The 6,961-nt window shown below is 67.2% G+C and carries 4 protein-coding genes, 4 tRNA genes and 1 pseudogene; 5 read left to right on the top strand and 4 right to left on the bottom strand.

All coding sequences use genetic code 11. The features are described from left to right. Positions 1-21: 21 nt before the first annotated feature. The 5 genes from RT688_RS23430 to RT688_RS23410 all read left to right on the top strand — a co-directional run bounded on the left by RT688_RS23430 (position 22) and on the right by RT688_RS23410 (position 2,018). Positions 22-98, top strand: a tRNA-Arg gene (locus tag RT688_RS23430). Positions 99-290: 192 nt separating this feature from the next. Beyond that, a tRNA-Arg gene (locus tag RT688_RS23425) sits at positions 291-367 on the top strand. Between the two features lie 265 nt (positions 368-632). Further along, positions 633-709, top strand: a tRNA-Arg gene (locus RT688_RS23420). 265 nt (positions 710-974) lie between these two features. Next, a tRNA-Arg gene (locus RT688_RS23415) sits at positions 975-1,051 on the top strand. Between the two features lie 421 nt (positions 1,052-1,472). Further along, on the top strand, positions 1,473-2,018 hold the full coding sequence (locus tag RT688_RS23410; protein WP_313707237.1) for an FxDxF family PEP-CTERM protein: 546 nt from the start codon (positions 1,473-1,475) through the stop codon (positions 2,016-2,018). Between the two features lie 122 nt (positions 2,019-2,140). Here the strand turns inward: RT688_RS23410 and RT688_RS23405 are convergent, their stop codons facing one another. From RT688_RS23405 to RT688_RS23390, 4 genes and pseudogenes are all read right to left on the bottom strand, one after another. Beyond that, a complete protein-coding gene (locus tag RT688_RS23405) occupies positions 2,141-4,033 on the bottom strand; it encodes an ATP-binding protein (RefSeq protein WP_313707236.1) in 1,893 nt (630 codons plus the stop codon). Next, positions 4,033-4,695, bottom strand: a complete 663-nt coding sequence (locus RT688_RS23400) for a YfiR family protein (protein WP_313707235.1) — start codon at positions 4,693-4,695, stop codon at positions 4,033-4,035. Before RT688_RS23400 ends, RT688_RS23405 begins: the two co-directional genes overlap by 1 nt. Before the next feature lie 9 nt (positions 4,696-4,704). Next, positions 4,705-6,606 (bottom strand): TonB-dependent receptor plug domain-containing protein, encoded by a 1,902-nt coding sequence (locus tag RT688_RS23395; RefSeq protein ID WP_313707234.1) that lies wholly within the window; start codon positions 6,604-6,606, stop codon positions 4,705-4,707. 245 nt (positions 6,607-6,851) lie between these two features. Continuing rightward, positions 6,852-6,961, bottom strand: a pseudogene (locus tag RT688_RS23390) (IS1595 family transposase); the annotation flags it as partial.

The raw sequence follows: 6,961 nt of genomic DNA, 5'->3' as shown, positions 1-6,961 counted from the left end.
CCGCTATAATGCGTGCCTCGGGCGGCTGTAGCTCAGCTGGATAGAGTACTTGGCTACGAACCAAGGGGTCGTGGGTTCGATTCCTGCCAGCCGCACCAAGAAACACGGAAGGCCAGATCGCAAGATCTGGCCTTTTTCGTTTTCCACGGCCGCCGCGCCAGTGCCGGGCGCGCCTCGACCGCTGGCCGCCAGCCCCGGCCAGGATCCCGCCGTTGCGCCGCGACGGTTTTGTCAGCGTTCCAATCAAGGCTTCCAAAAAACAACAAGTGCCGCTATAATGCGTGCCTCGGGCGGCTGTAGCTCAGCTGGATAGAGTACTTGGCTACGAACCAAGGGGTCGTGGGTTCGATTCCTGCCAGCCGCACCAACCAACACGGAAGGCCAGATCACAAGATCTGGCCTTTTTCGTTTTCCGCCCCCTCTCCGATTCCAGGCCGTCCGCCGCCGCGCGCCGCTTCCCCGTCACCTTGCATCCCGCGCCGCCTTCTTGCCGCGCGCGCCTTCCGGTCGCGGTGCGAAACAGGGCCTGCGCCGCGCCCATGGGTTGCCGGAGGCTGGCGTGCGCCGGTTTCGACGCCATCGCAATTAGCGCTTCCATAATCGGATCGGCCCCGCTATAATGCGTGCCTCGGGCGGCTGTAGCTCAGCTGGATAGAGTACTTGGCTACGAACCAAGGGGTCGTGGGTTCGATTCCTGCCAGCCGCACCAACCAACACGGAAGGCCAGATCACAAGATCTGGCCTTTTTCGTTTTCCGCCCCCTCTCCGATTCCAGGCCGTCCGCCGCCGCGCGCCGCTTCCCCGTCACCTTGCATCCCGCGCCGCCTTCTTGCCGCGCGCGCCTTCCGGTCGCGGTGCGAAACAGGGCCTGCGCCGCGCCCATGGGTTGCCGGAGGCTGGCGTGCGCCGGTTTCGACGCCATCGCAATTAGCGCTTCCATAATCGGATCGGCCCCGCTATAATGCGTGCCTCGGGCGGCTGTAGCTCAGCTGGATAGAGTACTTGGCTACGAACCAAGGGGTCGTGGGTTCGATTCCTGCCAGCCGCACCAACTTTTTCAAGGAAAAGGCTCAGAAGAAATTCTGAGCCTTTTTTCTTTCCGTCCCTCCTGTTTTTCTTTCCCGTCACGCCAACGCCAAGTGAGCGCCAGTTCACCCTGTCCCGGTCAAGCGATTCGCTTAAACGAGGCTTAGCTCTGCACAGGAGATTGACGCGCATTTTTGTAGGATGGCGCCGACGGCATCTGATCAATGCCTATGATCTTTTTCTCAACAAACTCATCCTGTTGCGCTTCCCTCTAGCAGGCCGCGCATTCCGTGGCCGCACAGAATAAATTCCGGAAAAGCAAAGTTGTCGCCTCCGCGTCACATCTCAGCATGGGACGCGCGCATCCCGGGTGCGTTTGCTAGGATAAAAGACCCCGATTGCCATACCGGCCGCATGACGCGGCCGGCTTACAGCGTGAGGTAGCCATGAAAAAATCGTTAATCGCAGCAATCGTGTTGGCAGGCGCGTCATTCGGATCGACGGCGGTGCAGGCCCAGGTCATCGGCGAGTCGCCGCAGGCGCTCGACCTGGTCAACGATACCGCCGCCTTTTTCGGCGACACCCTAGGCGAAGGCAACAGCGGCAGTACGTTTGCCGACCGCTTCACCTTCACCATCGACTCGACCGTGGGCATCAATGTCGACGCCATCGTCGGCTCGGTCAGCCGCACTCCCGACGTCGGGCTGGACATCACGGGCCTGTGGCTGTTCGACGGCAACGACAACCTGCTCAGCCAGGGCAGCGCGCTGCAGTCGGGCGCGGCCGACGTGTGGCGCGTCGCCGGCGGCAACCTGGGCTCGGGCGACTATTACCTGCGGGTGAACGGCACCATGGTCTCGAACGATGCGGCTTCGTTCGGCGGCGCGGTGATGCTGATGCCGGTCCCCGAGCCCGAGACCTACGGCATGATGCTGGGCGGCCTGGGCGTGCTGGGCTACCTGGCGCGCCGCCGCAAGGCCAAGCAGGGATAGCGGCGCGCATCCTGCAGCGCGTCGCGCAAGGCATCTCGCCAACCCTGGGCGCCTGTCCCATGGCGCAAAAAAAACGGAGCCGCGCCAGCGTCTCCGTTTTTCGTTCCTCTTTTCCTTCGTCCTCAGGTGCGCAGCTTCTTGATGATGCTGCGGTTGCCCAGGATTTCCTCGATCTGCTCGAAGCGCACCGGCTTGACCATGTGGTGGTCGAAGCCGGCCTCGAAGGCCAGCTGGCGGTCCTTTTCCTGGCCCCAGCCGGTGACGGCGATCAAGGCGGTCATGGCGCCGCAGGACAGCTTGCGGATGCCGCGCGCCAGGTCGTAGCCCGACATCTGCGGCAGGCCGATGTCGAGGAAGGCGTAGTCCGGGCAGAAGCGCGCCGCCGCCGCCAGCGCGTCCGGGCCATTGTGGGTGATGACCACGCTGTGGCCCATGGCGGTCAGCAGCGCGCCGATGCTGTTGACGAAGTCGACGTTGTCGTCGGCCAGCAGGATGCGGTAGGTCTCGGTGCTGATGAAGGCGGCCGGGGTCGGCTTGGTCGGCAGTTCCGGCTCGACCACGATCGGCAGGCGCACGACGAAGCAGCTGCCGCGGCCCAGTCCCTCGCTGCGCGCCGTGATGGTCCCGCCGTGCAGTTCGACCAGCTTGCGCGCCAGCGACAGGCCGACGCCCAGGCCGGCGTTGGTGCGCTCCAGGGTCGAGTCGACCTGGACGAACATCTCGAATACCGAGTAGAGCATTTCCGGGGCGATGCCGATGCCGGTGTCCGATACCTCCAGCACCAGGGTCTTCTCCTCCACGTGGCCGGCGAGCGTGACGCGCCCGCCGCGGTTGGTGTACTTGGCGGCGTTGTTCAGCAGGTTCGACAGGATCTGCGCCAGGCGCGTGGCGTCGCCGTGCAGGAACACCGGGCGGTCCGGCAGGTCCAGCACCAGTTCGTGGCCGTGCAGCTCGATGTAGGAGCGCACCACCTCGAGGGCGTCGTTGACCACCGCCTTGAGCTCGACCCGGCCCATCTTGATCGCGAACTTGCCGGTATTGATGCGCGAGACGTCCAGCAGGTCGTCCACCAGGCGCACCATCTGGCGCAGCTGGCGTTCCATGATGTCGGTGGCGCGCTGGGTGGCCTGGGCGTCGCCGCTGCGGATGCGCAGGATGTCCAGGCCGGTGCGGATCGGCGCCAGCGGATTGCGCAGCTCGTGCGCCAGGGTCGCGAGGAACTCGTCCTTCCTGCGGTCGGCCACGATCAGCGCCTCCTCGGCCTTCTGGCGCACGTCCATCTCGTGCTCCAGCGTGCGGTTGGCGGTCTGCAGGGCGTCCGCGCGGCGCCCGATCTCGGCCAGCATGTCGTTGAAGGCCTCGACCAGCACCCCGATCTCGCCGCTGTCGTGACCCGGCACGCGCAGCGTGAAGTCGCGCCGCTGCATCACCTGGCGCGCCACGTTGGTCACCGCTTCCAGCGGACGGGTGATGGCGGCCTGCAGGCGCGAGGCGACCAGCGCCGCGATCACCAGCGCGCCCAGCATCACCCCGCCCAGGATCGCGCCGTAGTTGAGCAGGCGGTCGACCAGGCCGTAGCGCGAGCGCAGGTAGACGGTGCCGACCAGTTCGCCGTTCTCGACGATGTTGTGCCAGACCTCGAGCCCGCCGCTTTCGATGCGGTAGCCGGCCGAGCGCGGGCGCGCCGGCAGGGTCTGTTCGGTGCCGGCCTTGACGTAGCTGGCGAAGCGCGAACCGGAGGCGGTGAAGACGGCGCCGGCCAGGATCTGCGGACGCGCGCGCAGCACCGCCAGCTGCTGCTGGGCGGTCCTGGCGTCGGAAAACGCCAGCGCCGGCGCGGTCACGCTGGCCATGATCTCGGCCTGGGTCGAAAGGTCGTCGATCCACAGGCGCTGGAAGGTGCGCAGGTCGAGCACCAGCATGGCGATCGAGGCCGACAGCAGGGCCGCCAGCGTGGTAAACACCGCCATCTTGACCAGCTTGCTGCGGACGGAGCCGCTATCGTGTGCGTTCATCAGGACGCTCCCTTCACGACGCGGTTGGCGACGGTGAGCAGTCGCGAACTGAGTTTCACGTTGTTCCTCTCTGCGGAATCGAGCGAGACGTCGAAGCGCACGCGCTCGTCGATGATCCTGAAATTGATGACGCTGCCCTGCTGCAGGCCGAGATCGCACTCGGTCACCGGCAGCAGCGCCGCCGGGCCGTTCCTGAGCACGCGGCCGGCGCGGGCGCTGTCGCTGCCGGCCACGAACAGCAGGTGCACCGAGCCGCCCTCGCCTTCGCGCAGCGCGCGCACCACGACCGGGCGCCCGGCGACGTTGCGGCCGGCGACCACGCGCGCCAGCTCGGCCGTCATCTCGTCCGAACCGATCACGCCGATCGTCACCGGCGAGCCGGCGTCGACGAAGGAAGCGGCCGGAAACTCGGCGTAGCCCAGGAATTTATAGAGGAAGGCGGCCTTCACGCGGCGCTCGAGCGCGTGGCTGGCGCCGCCGTTCTGGGCCAGCGCCGGCGGCGGCGCGACGGCAACCGCGGCGAACAGGGCCGCGGCGCAGGCCAGCGTCCAGCCGGCCAGGCGCCAGGGCCGGCGCCTGGCGGAGGCGATGCCCCGGGGCGCGATGCCTCCGGGCACGCGCGCGGCCGGCGTGGAGGAGAAAAGAAGTCGGTGTCGAATCATTGGCCGCGTTCAGAATTGCAGGATCGCGCTCGCCGTCAGGCTGCGCTCGAATGCCCGGCGCAGGCCCGGCACGCCGAATTCGGCGTGTTCGTCGTGCAGCAGGTTGCGTCCGACGAGGGCGAGTTCGAGATTGGGCCTGGCCTGCCAGGCGATCCTTGCGTCGAGCTCATGATATCCCGGCACGGCCGGTTCCGGCAGGGCGCCGACGTGCCGCAGCGACAAATCGAGCTGCAGGCCGGGCGCCAGCTCATGGGCCGAGCGCAGGCTCCAAGTGTGCTTCGGGTCGTTCGCCGCCAGCCCGGCGACGCGCGAACGGTCGCGGCTGTCGGCGTTGGCGCCGATCTCGATGTCCTGCAGCACCGCGCCGCCCGACAGGCGCCAGCCGCGCATCGGCTGCCAGCTGGTCCAGGCCTCCAGGCCGCGCGCCAGTCCGTCGGCACGGTTCTCGAAACGCGCCGGCAGGCCCGGGCGCTGCTCGATCGTGCGCAAGCGGTCGTAATCGCTGTGGAACAGCGTGGCCGACAGCGACAGCGACGGCGTTGGCTGGGCGCGGTAACCCAGCTCGATCACCCGGGCCGTCTCGGCCAGAAAATCCGGCCCGCCATCGATGGCGTAGCGCGGCGCGCCGCCAGGATCGGTGCCGGCGACCAGGCGCAGGTCGCGCTCCAGGCGCGAAGGCGCGCGCACCGTGCGCGAGGCGGCGGCCCAGAACAGGGTGTCCGGCGCCGCGTTCCATGCCAGGCGCGCGCTCGGCAGCCATTCGACTCCGGTGTACACGTTGTGCTCGGCCTTGGCGCCGGCCGTGAAGCGCAGCGTGTCGGCCAGGCGGATCTCGTCCTGCACGAACAGGTTGGCCCAGCGCAGGTTCTTGTTTTCCGGGACCAGGCGCAGCCAGGGGCTGTTGCGGACGCGGTCGTGGCTGATGCGGTATCCGCCGCCCCAGGCCAGGCGCTGGCGCGCGCCGATGCCCAGGTCGTGCTGGAACTCGATGTCGGCGGTGTCCAGGCGCTGGCTGCCGACGGGCTGGCGGCGCCGGCTATGGTCGAGATAGGCCTGGACGCGCAGGGTCGAGCCCTCGCCCAGGCTGCGCACGCTGCGCGCCAGCAGATTGGCGCCGCCGATCCTGGTGGACGGCTGGCCGGTGTCGTCCATCGTGCCGTCGTAGACGTCGCCGCTGACGGTGACGCTGCCGCCGCCGGGCTCCCAGTCGGCGCGAAAGCCGGCCTGGCGGCGGCGCCAGCCGCTGCCGGCCTGCCCGCCCTCGCTGGCGACGCCGTCGCGATGCAAGGCCTTGGCATAGACCCGGTAATGACCGCCGTTGCGAAGCTTGCCGCCGTGGCGCAGCGAACCGCTGGCGCCCTCCCCGCCGCCGCGCACGACCAGCTGGCCGCCCTGGGTGTCGCCGGCGGCGCGGGTAATGATGTTAATGACGCCGTTGACCGCGTTGGCGCCCCAGATGGTCGCGCCCGGCCCGCTGATGACCTCGATGCGCTCGATGTCGGCCATGACCACGTCCTGGGTATCCCAGAACACCCCCGAGAAGAGCGGCGAATAAACGCTGCGCCCGTCGATCAGGACCAGCAGTTTGTTCGACAGGGTCGAGCCGAAGCCGCGCGCGCTGATCGCGTAATCGTGGACGTCGGCGCGCGCCACCTGCAGGTTCGGCGCCAGGCGCAGCGCCTCGGGCAAGGTGACCGCGCCGGAGCGGCGGATCTCGGCGCCGCCGATCACGTACACCGAGGCCGGCGCGTCGGCCAAGCGGGTTTCCTGGCGCGCCACGGAAGTGACGACGATATCCGCCAATTGCTCGAGCGAATAGTCGGCCAGCGTCCCGCCCTCCTGGGCTCCGACGTGAGAACAGACTGTGAGCAAGCCCAGCAACACATGACTCGGCAGACGGATTTTTAACATATTTGCCATGGTAAAACATTTTGTACCATGTACCAAGCGCGCGCGCCCAGCCGTGCGCGCTGCCCGGCGCATGCAGGCAAGGCTGGCAAGCCATATACATCCAGCCTATATCTGTCATTACAAATAAAAATTGGAAACTTCTGTTGCAGGGCAGCATAATTCCACCTGTCTCCTCTATTCTCCCTTAAGGAAATAGATTCAGCCCGCTCCTCATCGAGCGGGCTTTTTTTTAAGCGCTGTCACCGTTACCTGTTGAACGTGCCCAGCGCCGCTCGCAGGAAGCGCTCTGGAGAATCGATGCGCCGGCCATCGAGCGCCCAGCGCCAGCCGAGATAATTTGGCAAATAGCGCGAGG

The sequence above is a fragment of the Massilia sp. genome (genome assembly GCF_032106685.1).
GTDB lineage: Bacteria > Pseudomonadota > Gammaproteobacteria > Burkholderiales > Burkholderiaceae_D > Telluria.
Note: the sequence above shows the minus strand (reverse complement) of the source record. Positions and strands in the feature narration are given on the sequence as shown.